Annotated in this window: 15 protein-coding genes; 10 read left to right on the forward strand and 5 right to left on the reverse strand. The window is 65.2% G+C overall.

The features are described 5' to 3' along the window. Nucleotides 1–237: 237 nt before the first annotated feature. Both ACWFRF_RS13085 and ACWFRF_RS13090 read left to right on the forward strand, forming a co-directional pair. Nucleotides 238–1,146: a M23 family metallopeptidase gene (locus tag ACWFRF_RS13085; protein WP_452450102.1), complete on the forward strand. Its 909-nt coding sequence runs from the start codon at nt 238–240 to the stop codon at nt 1,144–1,146. A gap of 83 nt (nt 1,147–1,229) precedes the next feature. After that, nucleotides 1,230–1,412, forward strand: a complete 183-nt coding sequence (locus ACWFRF_RS13090) for a YegP family protein (RefSeq protein WP_194825705.1) — start codon at nt 1,230–1,232, stop codon at nt 1,410–1,412. A gap of 87 nt (nt 1,413–1,499) precedes the next feature. On the opposite strand, the gene purD is transcribed toward ACWFRF_RS13090, so the two are convergent. Beyond that, the gene (gene purD / locus ACWFRF_RS13095) at nt 1,500–2,783 is read right to left on the reverse strand and encodes a phosphoribosylamine--glycine ligase (protein ID WP_378990613.1); all 1,284 of its coding nucleotides are present in this window, start codon (nt 2,781–2,783) and stop codon (nt 1,500–1,502) included. A 214-nt stretch (nt 2,784–2,997) separates the two neighbouring features. Between purD and ACWFRF_RS13100 the strand changes: the two genes are divergently transcribed. The 8 genes from ACWFRF_RS13100 to ACWFRF_RS13135 all read left to right on the forward strand — a co-directional run bounded on the left by ACWFRF_RS13100 (nt 2,998) and on the right by ACWFRF_RS13135 (nt 9,194). Beyond that, entirely contained in the window at nt 2,998–3,375 is a 378-nt protein-coding gene (locus tag ACWFRF_RS13100; RefSeq protein WP_378966914.1) for a PH domain-containing protein, read from the forward strand. Between the two features lie 14 nt (nt 3,376–3,389). Next, entirely contained in the window at nt 3,390–3,815 is a 426-nt protein-coding gene (locus ACWFRF_RS13105) for an HIT family protein (RefSeq protein ID WP_101464615.1), read from the forward strand. A gap of 81 nt (nt 3,816–3,896) precedes the next feature. Next, the gene (locus ACWFRF_RS13110) at nt 3,897–4,418 is read left to right on the forward strand and encodes a DUF3558 domain-containing protein (protein WP_452450103.1); all 522 of its coding nucleotides are present in this window, start codon (nt 3,897–3,899) and stop codon (nt 4,416–4,418) included. Between the two features lie 27 nt (nt 4,419–4,445). Continuing rightward, the gene (locus ACWFRF_RS13115) at nt 4,446–4,838 is read left to right on the forward strand and encodes a hypothetical protein (RefSeq protein WP_452450105.1); all 393 of its coding nucleotides are present in this window, start codon (nt 4,446–4,448) and stop codon (nt 4,836–4,838) included. A gap of 491 nt (nt 4,839–5,329) precedes the next feature. Beyond that, nucleotides 5,330–6,226 carry a hypothetical protein gene (locus ACWFRF_RS13120; protein ID WP_452450107.1) on the forward strand — a complete coding sequence of 299 codons (897 nt, stop codon included), beginning with the start codon at nt 5,330–5,332 and terminating at the stop codon, nt 6,224–6,226. After that, nucleotides 6,223–6,978, forward strand: a complete 756-nt coding sequence (locus ACWFRF_RS13125) for an ESX secretion-associated protein EspG (RefSeq protein WP_452450109.1) — start codon at nt 6,223–6,225, stop codon at nt 6,976–6,978. The genes ACWFRF_RS13120 and ACWFRF_RS13125 overlap by 4 nt, the downstream gene beginning before the upstream one ends. A 574-nt stretch (nt 6,979–7,552) precedes the next feature. Further along, the gene (locus tag ACWFRF_RS13130) at nt 7,553–7,978 is read left to right on the forward strand and encodes a hypothetical protein (RefSeq protein ID WP_379312201.1); all 426 of its coding nucleotides are present in this window, start codon (nt 7,553–7,555) and stop codon (nt 7,976–7,978) included. A 214-nt stretch (nt 7,979–8,192) separates the two neighbouring features. Further along, on the forward strand, nt 8,193–9,194 hold the full coding sequence (locus tag ACWFRF_RS13135; RefSeq protein ID WP_452450111.1) for a 1-aminocyclopropane-1-carboxylate deaminase/D-cysteine desulfhydrase: 1,002 nt from the start codon (nt 8,193–8,195) through the stop codon (nt 9,192–9,194). A gap of 33 nt (nt 9,195–9,227) precedes the next feature. On the opposite strand, the gene ACWFRF_RS13140 is transcribed toward ACWFRF_RS13135, so the two are convergent. The 4 genes from ACWFRF_RS13140 to ACWFRF_RS13155 form a co-directional block, all read right to left on the reverse strand. Next, on the reverse strand, nt 9,228–10,451 hold the full coding sequence (locus ACWFRF_RS13140; protein ID WP_452450113.1) for an RNA polymerase sigma factor: 1,224 nt from the start codon (nt 10,449–10,451) through the stop codon (nt 9,228–9,230). Continuing rightward, nucleotides 10,448–10,795, reverse strand: a complete 348-nt coding sequence (locus ACWFRF_RS13145; RefSeq protein WP_387446296.1) for a YciI family protein — start codon at nt 10,793–10,795, stop codon at nt 10,448–10,450. Before ACWFRF_RS13145 ends, ACWFRF_RS13140 begins: the two co-directional genes overlap by 4 nt. A gap of 530 nt (nt 10,796–11,325) precedes the next feature. Further along, a complete protein-coding gene (locus ACWFRF_RS13150; RefSeq protein ID WP_452450114.1) occupies nt 11,326–12,876 on the reverse strand; it encodes a tetratricopeptide repeat protein in 1,551 nt (516 codons plus the stop codon). Nucleotides 12,877–13,037: 161 nt separating this feature from the next. After that, nucleotides 13,038–13,502 (reverse strand): hypothetical protein, encoded by a 465-nt coding sequence (locus ACWFRF_RS13155; protein WP_452450115.1) that lies wholly within the window; start codon nt 13,500–13,502, stop codon nt 13,038–13,040. Nucleotides 13,503–13,701 lie beyond the last annotated feature (199 nt).

Below are 13,701 nucleotides of genomic sequence, written 5' to 3' on the forward strand. Positions count from 1 at the left end.
GAGGAGAGCGTGGACACCGAATCCGGACAGCTCACCGCCGACATTCGCGCGGCCGGCGGGGACTCTGAATCGACGGCGGCGGGCGGGTCGGCGGGAGACACTGCGGCGGCGAGCGGGTCAGCCGAGTCGACGCGATCGAGAACTGGTGCGAGCCGTCGGGCTGTCAGCGTCAATGGCCGTATCTTGCAGGCGAACTGGCGGGAGCAGTTGCCGTCGAAGGGAGCGGCGCGCGACCGTATGACGGAGTGGGCCGCACGGTACCCGGTGGTCGAGGAGATCGCCGGTGAGCTGCGTAGCGGTGAGATGCGCAAGGTCTTCTGGCGGCGGCCGAAGGCGCAAGCCGAAGACCTGTGGGCACGGCGGCCGAGTCGCGATCGGGTGCGTCAGGTGCTGGTCGAACGGCGCGTACTCATCGCCGCGATGGCCGCGGTGGCGGTGTTCGTGGCAGCCGACGGACAGTTCGGCGCCGTCGTCGACGGTGCCCCGCTCGCACCCGGCGAAGCGATCCACGTGGCCGTCGCTTATCCCCCGCAACTGCTCCCCAACCCCCAGTCGGCGACCCGCATGCTCGCTGCCATCGACGCAGGTGAGAAGCGCCGCGAGGCACAAGTGGTCGCCGCGGCGGCCCGTTCCACGCTCGAACGCGCGAAAGCGGAGGCGGCGGCCGCGGCATCGGGTGAATGGCAGGACTGGATGGGCCAGCGCGCCCCGGTGGTCCCCGGCGCGATGGTGCCGGTGCCCGGCTCGACCCCATCCGTCGGCGGGTTCAGCCTGCCCGCGAAGGGTGCGTTCACCTCCGGTTTCGGCTCCCGCTGGGGCACCATGCACCGCGGCATCGATATCGCGGGCCCCATCGGCAGCCCCATCTACGCCGTCGCCGACGGCACCGTGGTCGAGGCGGGCCCGGCGCAGGGCTTCGGCCTCTGGGTCCGCATCCGCCACGACGACGGCACCATCAGCATCTACGGCCACATGTACGACTTCTTCGTCTCCCAGGGCGAGCGCGTCCCCGCCGGAATGCAGATCGCGCGCATCGGCAACCGTGGCGATTCCACCGGCCCCCACCTACATTTCGAAATCGTACAAAACGGTCAGCATGTGGATCCGCAGGCCTGGCTCGCTGTGCATGGATTGCGTCTCGATTGACATCGCGTCGAGACCACCGACATCACGGGAACGTTAATGTGAGACCTGTCGAGTGTTTTCCTCCGAACCGAAGCGAGGCAACCATGGCAGGCAAGTTCGAGGTATTCAAGGACAAGGCGGGAAAGTTCCGTTTCCACCTCAAGGCCGGCAACGGCGAAATCGTCCTCGAAAGTCAGGGATACGAAAGCAAGGAAGGCGCCAAGAAGGGGATCGCCTCCATCCAGACGAATGCTCCGAACGCCCAGGTCCTCGACCTCACCGCCTGATCGGCGCAGCCGCGCAACGTGCTGCGCCACCGTTTCCCGCTCGATCGTGATCAGCGGTCGCGCACCGCTGATCACCGATCGCGCGAATTACCCTGCGACGCTGTTACGTTCCGGAACCACAACTTCGGTCGCGCCGATATCAGTCCGGAAATGACTGCCGGTGAGCTTGATTCCCGCGAGTCGCGCGTAGGCCCGCTCCCGCGCCTGCGCGAGGTCCGCGCCGACACCGACCACGTTCAGCACACGCCCGCCCGCCGACACCAGCGCCTTGTCGGCGCGCTGATCCGTACCGGCGTGCAGCACCAGCGTTTCGCCCTCCAGCGCACCGTCATCGGCACCGGTGATCACATCGCCGGTGCGCGGTCGCGCCGGGTAGTTCTCGGCGGCGAGCACGACGGTGATCGCGGAACCGTCTTTCCAGCGCGGTGCGTCGACCTCGGCGAGGCGCCCGGTCGCGGTGGCGTGCAGCAGTTCGGCGAACGGGCTGTCCAGCAGCGCGAGCACCGCCTGGGTCTCGGGATCACCGAAGCGGCAATTGAATTCGACGACAGCCGGGCCGTTCGTACCGATCGCCAGACCCGCGTACAGCAGGCCCGAGAACGAGCTGCCCCGCGCGACCAGCTCGGCGGCGACGGGCTTCACCACGTCGTCGACGATCTCGTTCAGCGTCTCCGCGGGCAGCCACGGCAGCGGCGTGTAAGCGCCCATGCCGCCGGTGTTCGGGCCGGAATCGCCGTCGCCGACCCGCTTGTGGTCCTGTGCGGGCAGCAACGGGATCACGGTCTCACCGTCGACCAGGCAGAACAGCGACACCTCCGGACCGTCGAGGAACGACTCCAGCAGCACCGGATGTCCCTGCTCGAGCAGTTCGGCGCCGTGATCGCGGGCCGCGCGCCGGTCGGCGGTCACCACCACGCCCTTGCCCGCGGCGAGCCCGTCGTCCTTGACCACCCAGGTCGGGCCGAAGCGGTCGAGCGCCGCGTCCAGCTCGGCCGGGCTGTCGACGATCTCGCTGTGCGCGGTGCGCACCCCGGCCACCGCCATCACATCTTTCGCGAACGCCTTCGACCCCTCGATCCGCGCCGCGTCGGCCGACGGGCCGAACACGGGGAATCCGGCCGCGCGCACGACGTCGGCGACGCCGAGCACCAGCGGCACCTCGGGGCCGATCACCACCAGGTCGGCGGCCACTTCACCGGCCAGCGCGGCGACATCGTCGGCGGAGCAGGGATCGACCGGGCGTAGCTCGGCGTGCTGGCCGATGCCGGGGTTGCCCGGGGCAGCGATCACCGCCGTCACGGACGGATCCCGGCGCAGCGCCAGGACGAGGGCATGTTCACGGGCTCCGGAACCGATGACGAGTACGCGCACGGCCTTAGATTAGTCGCGTACTTCGCGCGTACTTCGCACGCCCCGTTCCGATACAAGGTCCGCGATCGGATAGCGCGATCGTCACCCCCGCGAGGGCGCTTCGGGCCGGCGATCGGGCCGTCGCGATGCGGCTCGGCCCTCGCGGCTCGGGTTCGATTGCGCCACAATGGGACCAGGCGTGGCGCGGCAGCCGCCACCGAAACGGGGGAATGCCATGGGCCTGCTCGACGGGATGATGGGCAATGCCGGTCGCATAGATCCGGCCGCCGCCCAGCAGGAATACGCGAAGCTGTTCGGGCAGGGCGAGCAGGTGTACGCCGCGTTCATCCTGGTCCGCGACGCGATGCTGTTCACCAATCGCCGCCTGATCATGGTCGACAAACAGGGCGTCACCGGCCGCAAGGTCAGCTACCACAGCATCCCCTACCGGTCGATCAGTCACTTCGCCGTCGAAACCGCGGGCACCTTCGACCTCGACGCGGAGCTCTACATCTGGATCGGCAGCGGCGACGAGCCGGTCAAGCAGCGTTTCAACCGTCAGGTCGACATCTACGAGGTGCAGGGCATCCTGTCGCATTTCGTGTCGATCTAGCTACGCTCACCGGTATGGCATCCGTCTTCAGCGCGATCATCGCAGGTCAGATCCCCGGCCGCTTCGTCTGGGAAGACGACGAGTTCGTCGGCTTCCTCACCATCGGCCCCGTCACCCAGGGCCACACCCTCGTCGTCCCGCGCGCGGAGATCGACCAGTGGCAAGACGTGGATCCCGCCGTGATGGCCCGGATGATGGGCGTGGCCCAGAAGATCGGCCAGGCCGTCCGCGTCGCCTTCGACGCCCCCCGCGCCGGCCTGCTCATCGCCGGCCTCGAGGTCCCCCACCTGCACACCCACGTCTTCCCCGCCTACACCATGGGCGACTTCGACATCTCGGGCGCGAACACCGACCCCACCCCCGAATCCCTCGACGAAGCCCAGACCAAGATCAAGGCCGCCCTCCGCGACCTCGGCCACGGAGCGAACGTCCCAGCCTGAGTTCTGCCCTGGATGGAACCGAAACGACCGGGCGCGCGTCTAAGACATCGAGTGGTCGTTGTGTGCGAAAGAGGAGAGACGATGCGAGTGGTTGGCTTTGCCGCCGGGGTGTGCGCTGTAGTGGCGCTCGCCGGATGTTCCACAGCGGTCGACGGGCAGCCTGAGGCCAGCGGGGCTCCGCTGACCAAGGAGCAGCTGTTCGATCCCTGCACGGTGTCGGACAGTGTGTTGCGGGCGGCGGGTCTCGACCCGGCGTCGAAGGACGACAACCTGTGGTCGGTCCCGCGTGCGGAGTGGAAGGGTTGCAACTGGCGTGCCGATGGCTACTTCATTGCTTTCATGTCCACCATCTACACCGTCGACGAGATTCGGGCTAACAACCGCTTCCACGATTTCAAGGATATATCGGTCAGCGACAGAAAAGCGCTGCAATACTATATCGGCAAGGAAAATCCACCGGTGGAATGCGAAATTGCATTTGATACCGGACATGGAAGAGTTCTCGTAAACGCAAGCAAATTTGTGGATAGTAAATCCCAAACAGACCCGTGTCTGCTGGCAAACAATGCTGCCCCAAGTTTCGTGGGCTCCATTCCACAATAGCCGCACTCGACACACGGGGAGACAGTCATGGCAGACACCAACGCACTTGCAAAGGAATTTCAAACTCTTGCCGGCAAGGCAGCTGCAGGAGAATTGATAATCGAGTCCGGAGCCGCCGATCGCTGCGCGCAGCGATGTGAGGACTACATCAAAGATCTACAAGGACTGTCTGCGCGCACCAGGAGGATGGTCACTGCGGACTCGTTCGGAAACCTCAAGTCCGCAACGACTCTCGGCCAGAAATTTGCTGATCTAGCAGAAGGCACAGACGGGCACGGTTCTTACGCCGAGGCCGTCCGCCAGCATATCGAGATACTCACTAATATGGCCGATATGTACCGCAAAGCCGGTACCGCCTACAGGAACTGCGATGAGGCAACTCAACTTGCCATCAAGCAGCAGACCAACAAGCTCGACTGATAACGGGGGGACACATGTCGTTCGGAGATTTTCTAATCGGCCTAACCAATACGAGCACCACGGTTCCAACTATTGTCGACCGCGTTGGCTCACTATTCGACTCCGATATTTCGGCGACACAGTCGGAGTTGGATGCACAGGCCGATGGCAACAAGGATCGGGCTCGGATCTATGACACCAACAAGGCCCTGAGTGCTGGTTTCTCCGGCGAGTACGCCCCACAAGTTGTACCGGGGGTGATGGAGAGTTTTACTGACATGTCGCACTCGCGAATAATGGAATTCGTCGAGTCCATCAAGATCGAGGAACTACATACGAGCGTTCAGGGTTGGACCACACTCGCTACGGACACTTCGACCAAAGCGACCGCATACCACGACGATATTCAGAAGGAAATGGAACGGGGCTGGTCGGGCAGCGCCGCCAGCCAAGCATTGGCTACTACGAAGAGCTACCTCGGAGACGTAGACAAAGTCGAGCAGGCTGCCCAGATGATTGCCAACAAGATGGAGGAGGCTCGTTCCGGCCTCCAGCAGGTGAAATACTCGGTCCCCCACGAGTCCGACCAACAGAGCAGCACTCTCGCCGGGAAGGTCGTAAACACACTTGCCAGCGTTGCCGTGCCCGGGCTCGGCACCGCAACCAACTTCGTCATGGACAGCGCCAGCGCAGGCCGTTCCGAAGCCGCCCAGGCCGCGGCCCGCGAAGTGATGACGACCGTCTACAAGCCGGTCGCCGAACAGTCCGACACGCAGGTCCCGAAGGTCCCGACGCCAGCGAAACCCCAGTCCGACAAGCCGACCGGCGACACCAACAAGGACAAGCCGACCGGCACCACTACCGACAAACCCACCGGCACCACCACCAAGCCGAGCACCGACGACACCACCCCGTCCACCACGGAGCCGGAAACCCCCACCACCACCGACCCCGGTGACGACGACACCACCGACGACAGCACCACTGACGACACCACCGGCGACGAGACCACCGCGGCCACGACAACTCCGGAAACCCCCACCACCACTACCCCGTCAGGCAGCCCTGGCACGACCCCAGCCGGCACGTCCCCCGGCGGACTCGGCTCCGGTGGCGGAGCAGGCGCGGGCGCGGGCGCCGGAGCAGGCGCGGGCACACCCGGTGCGGCAGTCCCCGGTACCGCCGGTCAGAAGCAGGGCGCCGGTGCGGGAGCGGGCGCGGGTTCCGGTACGTCGTCGGGCCGCTCCGGCATGTCCGGCATGGGCGGAATGGGCGCCCCCGGCGCGCGCGGCGGCGGCAAGGACGACGAGAACGAGCACCAGGCCCCCGACTACTTGCGCGGCGTCCACGAAGAACTGCTCGGCCCCGAACGCTTGCACGTCCCGCCGGTGATCGGCGGCGACGCATGACCGACACCTGGGAGCTGACCCCGTTCGAGTTCTGGGTCGCCTGGGAAACGCTCGGCCGCGATCGTATGCCCTGGCCCCTCACCTTCACGGCAGGTGTCGAAACGCAGGTCGAGTTCGACCGGGAATGCCGTCGTGCCGCGGATTCGCTGATCGCCAAAATGGGCACCGACGAATCGCTGTACCACGCCTTGCACGCCCTCGCGCACCCCGAAATCCGGGTGGAACTGTTCGGGCACCGCTTCGACGGCCGCACCCGGATGGTCCGCGCCTGCGCGACCACCGAGGCGAGCAACGGCGTAGTCGCCGCCCAGCTCCCCGGTCCCGAATACGGCCAGGGCGGCAACATCCTGATCACCCTGCGCCCGGCCCACGCCATCGTCACCCGCCTGCTGTCCATCCTCCCGAAAACTCCCGCGGGCACCACCGGCGGCTTCAACGTCCACCGCGACGACTTCACCACCACCCCCGACCCCTACGCCCGCCACCGCACCCCCGCCGAACAAGCCCTCAAATTCCTCAAACGCCCCTTCACCACCTATGCGGAATTCCGCGTAGCCACCGGCCCTGCCCTGGACGGCTGGCAGGAAGGCGGCACCACTCTCCAACTGGTCGACTACACCGACGACGGCCGCTACCTCATCCAAGAAGGCGAACAAGTAGAAGTAACCCCCACCACCCCCGACCGAATCGAAGCCCACCTCCAACACCTGATCGAGAAAGCCACAGCCGGCACCCGCCAATCAGCCTGGTAGCCAACACAACCCGGAGGGCCACCGGATCACCATTGATTTCACTGAAGCGCCGATATGACAACCCCTTCACCTGATCGCGAGTATACGAGAATTGATGGCGATCTTCCGATCCACTTCGGATTCAAGTTCAGGCCGTGGCGCTACAACCTTTCTCTGTCGGAATTGGAGCTACGCAGCTTCGACAGTTCTCCGGATCCGACTTTCATATCTATTAGATTCTTCAGCGTATTCGCTATGAAAATGAAGACGTTGTTCAACACGATGACGATCGACCTGGCCGACCGATCTCAGTCCATGGAGATACTCCAGATTTCGGAGGTGGATGAATCTAAATGGGGTCGAATCAAGTGCCTGGCGTTGAAATCTGGCGATGTGGACAGTTTGGTTGCATGCACCAGTTATTCTATTCGACTTTACCCTCATGGATTTCCGTCGGCCAGCACGGTTGCCCGGAATCCGAGTGAGTAAGGGGAGCGACAGTACGGTTCGGTACCGGGATGCGAGCGACCCTTGCTCTTTCGCCCAGGAAACGATGTACTGAGCTCCGGTTCGTTCCTATCGGAAGGTTTCGCAGATGCGTTTGACCGTTGGGCTCACCACCGTCGTCGCGATATCCCTACTCGGGGCAGGCACAGCGTCGGCGGAGGTACGCGAGGCGAAGATTCAGTGCCTCGGTTCGAACGCGAACTTCCACCTGTACCCGTTCTATCTGTCGCTGGTGGCGACCTCATCGGACGACCGACCCGGCACCATTTCGATTCAGCCCCGCGGCGATTCTAACTTCGGTCCCTTCGGCTATCACGCGACCGTGAACTGGACCAATCTCGACACCGGCGAATCCGGCGTCGTCGCCCAGGACGGCACCGTCGGCGCCGACATGCCGAGCTTCGACGTGAACACCGGCTGGGGCACGGTCCGCCTGACCGGCGCGGTAGGCACCTCCGGTCTGTCCGCGGGCCAGACCATGCAGTGCTCCGGCGCAGACCTCTACGTGCCGTAGCGCTCGTCAGCCGGGCGGATCATCGAGCGGCGACACCGCCGTTCGCGCCACGGGCAGCAGGATTTCGTAGCGAGCCGGCTCGCTCGGTCACGGCATGGACGGCGGCGATTTCGGTGAGCGCGCGGAGCAGATTCGATACGGTAGGCAATAGCGAATCCGAGGAGGAAAATGTGCCGCGCCCACGAATCGGCGACTGGTTCCGCGACACCGGCCGATGAATACTCCGCTTCTGCACCAACGCTTTCCACGCCTGCGCGAATCCCTGCCGCATATCGGACTGAGCTCCGGCCCGACACCGGTCCGTAGGCTCGATGCGCTGCCTACCGGTGGCGCGCCGGTCTGGCTCAAGGACGACGGCGCGTTCGGTGACGGCGGGTGGGGTGGCAACAAAGTCCGCAAGCTGGAATGGATCCTGCCCGACGCGCACCGGCGCGGCTCCCGGACCATCCTGACCGTCGGCGGATTGGGGACGAACTGGGGACTGGCCGTCGCCCTGTACGCACGCGATCACGGGCTCGGCACCGCGCTCGCCCTCGTCGACCAGCCCGTGGACGAGCACGTTCGTGCCCAGCTGAGCCGTCTCGAGAACTGTGGCGCCGCGCTGTATTTCACGCATTCGAAGACGCGGACCGTCCTCACCGCGCCGATGCTGCTCGCCCGGCACACCAGTGGGTGGCATCTGCCCTACTTCCTGCCGCCCGGCGGGTCCTCGCCGGTCGGTGTCCTCGGTTACGTCGAGGCCGCGCTCGAACTGGCCGGACAAGTAGACCGCGGCGAGCTACCCGAGCCCACCCACCTCGTGACCGCCGTCGGATCCGGCGGCACGATCGCGGGGCTGCAGCTCGGATTGCGGATGGCGGGCTTGACGACCCGGGCAGTCGGTGTCGTCGTCAACGACACGCTGCGGCTGGACCCGGCGACGATCACCCGGCTCGCCCGCCGTACCGCGCGCCTGCTGCGTCAGCGAGGCGCGGACCTGTCCGATCTCGAACCGCGAGTCGAGGACATCGATATCGTCACCGACTGGCTCGGCAGCGGCTACGGCCACCCCACGTCGGAAGGCGAACGCGCCCAAACCTTGTCAGGCGACCGCGAGCACCTGCACCTCGAACCGGTCTACACCGCCAAGGCCATGGCGGCGCTGCTGGCGATGAACGAGCAGGGCGCATTCGGCGACGGCCCGGTCCTCTACCTCAACACGAACGGGCCGCGCTGACCAAGCGAGTCCATGCCGGAAGTCACAGCAGTTCTACACAAGATGCTCACGCCTCCTGCTCAGGTACGCGCGCTCGGCGGGGTTCTGCGTGGCGGCAATCGCGGCGTCGTAGGCCGATCTCGCCTCGGCGCTGCGCCCCAACCGGCGCAGCAGGTCGGCGCGGGCGGCGTACCAGGCATGATAGCCGTCGAGTGGCAGTGAATCTATCTGTGCCAGCGCCACATTGGGGCCGTCCAGTTCGGCGATGGCGACGGCTCGGTTGAGGGCGACGATCGCGGTCGGGGTGACGGTGTAGAGCTGGTCGTAGAGGGCGACGATCTGGTTCCAGTCGGTGTCGCGGGGGTCGGCCGCGTCGGTGTGGACCGCATTGATCGCCGCCATGATCTGATAGCGACCAGGTGGGTCGCCGCCTGCCGCGACTCGGCGCAGGCATTCGCGTACCAGCGCGTGCCCCTCGGCGATGAGGGTGTGGTCCCAGCCGCCGCGGTCCTGCTCGTCGAGCGTCACCAGCTCCCCGCCCGCGAAACGTGCCGCGCTGCGGGCGTCGATGAGCAACATCAGCGCGAGCAACCCGGCAACCTCGCCGTCCTCGGGCAGCAGATCGCGCATGATGCGGCCGAGCCGAACGGCCTCGGCCGTCAGGTCGGCCCGAACAGATTGCGCGCCTGCCAGATACCCCTCGTTGAAAATGAGGTAGATGACCTCGAGCACACCGCCGAGCCGATCGGTGACGTCCTCGCGATCGGGCACGCGGAACGGGATGTGCGCGGCTTTGATCTTGGCCTTGGCGCGGGTGATGCGTTGCGCCATGGTCGTTTCGGCAACGAGAAACGCACGAGCGATCTCGCCGACGGTGAGCCCGCCGAGCAGGCGCAGTGTCAGCGCGACTCGCGCCTCCGGCGCCAATGCCGGATGGCAACAAGTGAAGACGAGCCGGAGACGATCGTCGTTGATCGGTCCGGTCGGTTCGTGCGGTGTGTGATCGTCGATGATCATGGCTGCCTGGTGTTTCGCGTCGCGCAGTGATTCACGGCGGATCCGGTCGATCGCGCGGTTGCCCGCGGTCTTCGTCAGCCAGCCGCCCGGGTTGGGCGGTATGCCGTCGACCGGCCACCGTTCGATGGCGGTGAGCAAAGCCTCGCCCGCGGCGTCCTCGGCTATGTCGAGATCGCCGAACCGTCGAGCGAGCGAGGCGACCACCCGGCCGTACTCCTCGCGGTAGATCCGATCGATCCGGGCGCGAGTGTCGTCGCTCATGCGCCGTCGAACGTCCTGATCTCGATCTTCTGCTCGCAGACCTTCGACGCCCTGGCGGCGATCTTCAGCGCGGCATCGAGGTCGGGCGCCTCCACGACCCAGAACCCACCGAGGCATTCCTTGGTCTCGGCATACGGCCCGTCGGTGACAACCACGTCAGCACCGGTGTTGTCGACCGTGGTGGCCTCATCGATCCGTCCGAGCCCACCCGCGAAGACCCACGCCCCTTCGGCCCTGAGCTCGTCGTTGAACCTCCCCGTCGCCTCGTACTGCGGCTGCGCCTCCTCCTGCGGAATGTCATAAACACTCGGCTCGACAACAACGGAAAGCAGGTACTGAGTCATGGCGATTTCCCTTCCTCGGTGGCTGCCGGTCGGCCGCCTCTACCCACACCACGAACGGACCGACCCGGATACGACAACTCTCGACGAGATTCCTCGATTTTCTCCGAAACAGGCGCATCGATCCACGAGGCTTGCGACCTTCTGAATAGCAGCTTTACTGGGCGCACCGGCCAGACACCAACCAGGGGGGCCGATAAGCGACGCGATCAAACCTCGGCTCGATGAGCTGACCGAACGGCCCGCGCTGCGGTCGATAGCTCTGTCGACGGCGAGAGTCGCGCTCAGGGGGACAGCGGGCCGAGCAGGTCGCCGAAGCGTTCGGTGTCTCAAGGCGACGCTGCACCACTACCTCGCTGAAACGAGATCCCAGGCCGAGGGAGCCTCGGCTGCCTCCATAAAACGGCTCGAGGTTTTCGGGAGAAGCGGACAGGACTGAAGGCAACCAGACGGGAGACTACCCCTCAGTCATCTTCGGTGTCCGCAGCTTTGCGCCACCAGATTTCGGCCCCGGCCTCGCCGCGTTGAACACTTTAGTGCAGGGCGCCGAGATTGTGTATAGCGAGGGTGTGGCCTACGTCGGCGGCTTTGCGGTACCAGGTTTCGGCCTCGCTGATTTCGCCGCGCTGTTCGAACAGGGTCCCGAGATTGTTCATCGCGGTGGTGTGGCCGACCTCGGCGGCTTTGCGATACCAGGTTTCGGCCTCAGTGATTTCGCCGCGCTGCTGGAACAGAGTCCCGAGATTGTATATCGCATCGGCATGACCGGTGTCCGCTGCGCGGCGCAAGAAGGCTTCGGCCTCAGCGGTTTCACCGCGCTGAAGGAGCAGTGCCCCGAGATTATTCATCGCGAGGGTGTGGCCGACCTCGGCGGCTTTGCGATACCAGATTTCGGCCTCGCTGATTTCGCCGCGCTGTTCGAACAGAGCCCCGAGATTGTTCATCGCGAGGGTGTGGCCGGTATCGGCGGCGCGGCGGAAGAGGGATTCGGCTACTCCGAACAACTCACGGTAATAGGCGCCCAGACCTACCTGGGTAAGGATGTTGTCACCGGCATCGACGGTAGCCCGATACCAGTACGCGGCCGGTATCTGTCGCCCGGCGATATCGTCGGCGGAAACCAGGTAATCGAACGGACGGTATCCTCGCATCCTGGGATCAGTGAGCCATTCCGTGTCCAGCGCAGCGGTGTCACCAGCACCGGCATAAGGCAGTCGAGCGGCGGCCACCGCAGTAATGAGGTCGTCCTCGGTGATGTCGTAGGCACTGAATCGAGTATCTGCCACCTCGCGGGCCAGCTCGAGCACCCGGTCCTGCGGCATCCGGTCCAAACGGCCGATCCGTGCCCAATCGATGACGACTTCGACCACCGTGCTGAACGCCGCGACCGATGTGGAGACTCGGCCCGCGGTCCGGGCGCGGCGATAGTGTGCCAACAACGCCGGTGCACCGACAAGCATCTCGGCGAGCCCGTAACGGGTCAGATCCAGTGACGGATACATTCTCGCGGCGACGGCCTGCTCGACCGAATCGGCGCTGGTGGGTTCCAGCTTGATCCGTTCTGCCTGCTCGAACACGCTGCGGATGTCGCGGGCGAGCTCACCACCGGCGAGCAGTTCGTCGTACTTCTCGGTACGCAGTGTCGCTACTACCACCGTGCGGGCCCGCCGGGCGGTGAGCGCTGAGAGCAGCTTCGGTGTCAACGACCGCTCAGCACGGGTGAATTCGTCGAGGTCTTCCAACCACACCACCACGGTGTCGGGATGGTTCCGGTACTCCTCGCACTTGGGCAAGTCAGCCAGTGTCCTGGGCTCAGGAACCACAACCCGCGCAGTGGGTAGTTCACGGCGGACCGCCTCGAACAGGGTGCGGGTCTTGCCTGCCTTCGACGGGCCGATCAACAACACCAACCGGTCTTCACCCAACGCGTCGCCCACCCGGTCGTCGACGTCGGCGTGAGTGCGCGCCACATAGGGATCATCGATCCCGTAGGTGCGGCGCTCACCGAACTCCGAGGGCGTGGCCTTCAACCGGTACGGATCCAGCTCGCCGACTACCGGCAGCTCATCACTAGCGCCTCGCACCTCGACCAGATCGATCAACGCCAGCGAGTTCGGTGCGACCGTATTGATGTACTGGTGGCCTAAGACCGTGGTGTGGTTCAGGTCGCGTTCAGCCCGAACCCCGGCATAGCTGGTAGGCGCGGAGACCGGCTGCTCCAGTGCTCGCGGCGGCCGGTCCGCGCCTATCGAGGGTGGGTCGGGAGCTGCTCAACCTCGACATCGCTGATCACAAATCGGCCCGTGACCTGCACATCCTGGGCAACGACTCCGACCGCACCCTTGACTCGGATCTTGGAGACCTCGAGCTCGCCGGCCGAGACGTGGGTCAGCTTTACGCCCACCACCTCCGCGGCCTGCGGTGCGTACTCGTGCACGATCCACAAAACCTGCTCGGCGGCATCCCGCAACTCACTGTCACCATGGGCGCCGGCCTCGACGAGTTCGGCTTCGAGCACGTCCTGGCGCGCCGCTGAATCCGGTTTGGCTTCCACCATCGCGACATCGATCGCTGCGTACTTACGGATCAGCACACCCTTCAACGCGGCGTAGGCATCAGCGACGGCCTGCTTAGCGCTGTCGGTCAAACCCGCTACCGCACCTGTTGATACAGCCGCAGCTACTGCCGCGACAACAATGCTCGGATCCACCCCGTCGAACCTTCCACTAGACACCGGTACCTAGACGCCAGCCAGAACCTCGACCCTACACAGAATTTCACCACCGACTGCAGGATCAAGCTGGCCGATCCCTGGAGTACGCCGCCGACTTCACGACACGCTTCTTGGACAGAGGAGACGTCTGGTCGACCGGTGCCGACGCCCTCAGTGGCCTAGTGACGAGAACGAT

This window comes from Nocardia sp. NPDC055165 (assembly GCF_053606985.1).